The organism is Actinosynnema sp., assembly GCF_052038725.1.
The window spans coordinates 1-1,808 of the sequence record NZ_JBQGCX010000505.1; the positions used below are offsets into that span (position 1 = coordinate 1).

Here is a 1,808-nt window from a genome sequence, read left to right on the forward strand (position 1 = left end):
CGCTGCCCGACCCCGAGCCCCTGGGCGCCGCAGCCCGAGCCCGCTATCCGAACCCGCAGCCCGAACCCGCAGCCCGAACCCGCAGCCCGAACCCCCGGCCGAACCCGCGACAGCAGCCCCACAGCTCCCGGCCGTCCCACCCGCCGCAGGCGGAACTCCGCCCCCACGGCCGCCGGTAGCGTCTAGCCATGACGTGGATGGTCTACGGCGCCAACGGGTACACCGGGGCGCTCATCGCCGAGCTCGCCGTCGCGCGAGGCGAACGACCGGTGCTCGCGGGGCGGAACGGCCACAAGGTCGCCGCCGCCGCGCAGCGCCTCGGACTGGAGCACCGGGTGTTCCCCCTCGCCGACGCGGGGGCGCACCTGGACGGGGTCGACGCGGTCGTGAACTGCGCGGGGCCGTTCTCGGCCACCTGGCGCCCCCTGGTCGACGCCTGCCTGCGCACGAGGACGCACTACCTGGACATCACCGGCGAGATCGATGTGTTCGAGGGCATCGCCGCCCTCGACGCCGAGGCGAGGCGGGCGGGTGTGGTCCTGCTGCCCGGCGTCGGCTTCGACGTCGTCCCCACCGACTGCATCGCCGCCCTGCTGCACCACGCCCTGCCCGGCGCCACCCACCTCGACCTGGCGTTCCTGAGCGGCGGCGGCCCCAGCGCGGGCACCGCCGCCACCGCCGTCGAGGGCGCGGCGGGCGGCGGCAGGGCGCGGGTCGACGGGGAGCTGCGCTCGGTGCCGCTCGGGCACCGCCGCCGGGTCGCCGGGTTCCGCTCGGGCGCGCGGGACGTGCTCGCGATCCCCTGGGGCGACGTCAGCACCGCCCACCGCTCCACCGGCATCCCGAACATCACCACGTTCACCACGTTCCCGCCGCTGCTCGCGAAGGCCCACGGCGTCTTCCAGCCGCTGCTCGCGCTGCGCCCGGCCCGCCAGGTGGCGAAGGCGCTGGTCAGGCGGATCGGCGGCCCGTCACCGGCGGCGCGCGACACCAGCCGCAGCGAGGTGTGGGGCGAGGTGCGGGACGCGCGGGGGACCAGGGTCGAGGCCTCGCTCACCACCCCGAACGCGTACGCCCTGACCGCGGACAGCGCGGTCAGGGCGATCGGGCGGCTGCCGGACGTCGAGCCCGGCGTGCACACGCCGTCCAGCGCCTTCGGCGCGCACTACGCGCTGGAGCTGGACGACGTGGTGCTCAGCGAGCCGAGAGCAGCGCGCTGACCTCCTGCGCGGCGTCACCGGCCTGGAGGAGGTGCTCCAGGTTCTCCGGGAGGGTGTCGCCGCGCTTGGTCACGGCCTGGGCGTACAGCCGCCCGGCCCGGTAGGAGGAGCGCACCAGCGGCCCGGCCATGACGCCGCTGAAGCCGATCTCCTCGGCGGTCTCCTTGTGCACCACGAACTCCTCCGGCTTCACCCAGCGCTCGACCGGGTGGTGCCGGGGGGAGGGGCGCAGGTACTGCGTGATCGTGATGATCTCGCAGCCCGCCGCGTGCAGGTCGCGCAGCGCCTCGGCGACCTCCTCCGGGGTCTCGCCCATGCCCAGGATCAGGTTGGACTTGGTGACCAGGCCGAACGCGCGGGCCTGGGTCAGCACGTCGAGGGAGCGGTCGTAGCGGAACGCGGGGCGGATGCGCTTGAAGATCCGCGGGACGGTCTCGACGTTGTGGGCGAGCACCTCGGGCCGCGAATCGAAGACCTCGCGCAGCAGCTCGGGCTTGCCGTTGAAGTCGGGGATGAGGTTCTCCACGCCCGTGCCGGGGTTGAGCTCGTGGATCGCGCGCACGGTCTCGGCGTAGAGCCACGCGCCGC

2 protein-coding genes are annotated in these 1,808 nt (G+C 74.8%); one reads left to right on the forward strand and one right to left on the reverse strand.

Going from position 1 to position 1,808, the window contains the following annotated elements; genetic code table 11:
* Positions 1-188: 188 nt before the first annotated feature.
* A complete protein-coding gene (locus tag ACTUAL_RS10095) occupies positions 189-1,220 on the forward strand; it encodes a saccharopine dehydrogenase family protein (RefSeq protein ID WP_096491968.1) in 1,032 nt (343 codons plus the stop codon).
* Here the strand turns inward: ACTUAL_RS10095 and ACTUAL_RS10100 are convergent.
* A partial coding sequence (locus ACTUAL_RS10100) for a lipoyl synthase (protein ID WP_440900085.1) occupies positions 1,195-1,808 on the reverse strand: 614 nt, incomplete at its 5' end. The genes ACTUAL_RS10095 and ACTUAL_RS10100 overlap by 26 nt on opposite strands.

Bases quoted from the DNA above. Each gene is read 5' to 3' on its own strand.
- ACTUAL_RS10095 (WP_096491968.1), top strand. From the start codon at position 189: ATGACGTGGATGGTCTACGGCGCCAACGGGTACACCGGGGCGCTCATC.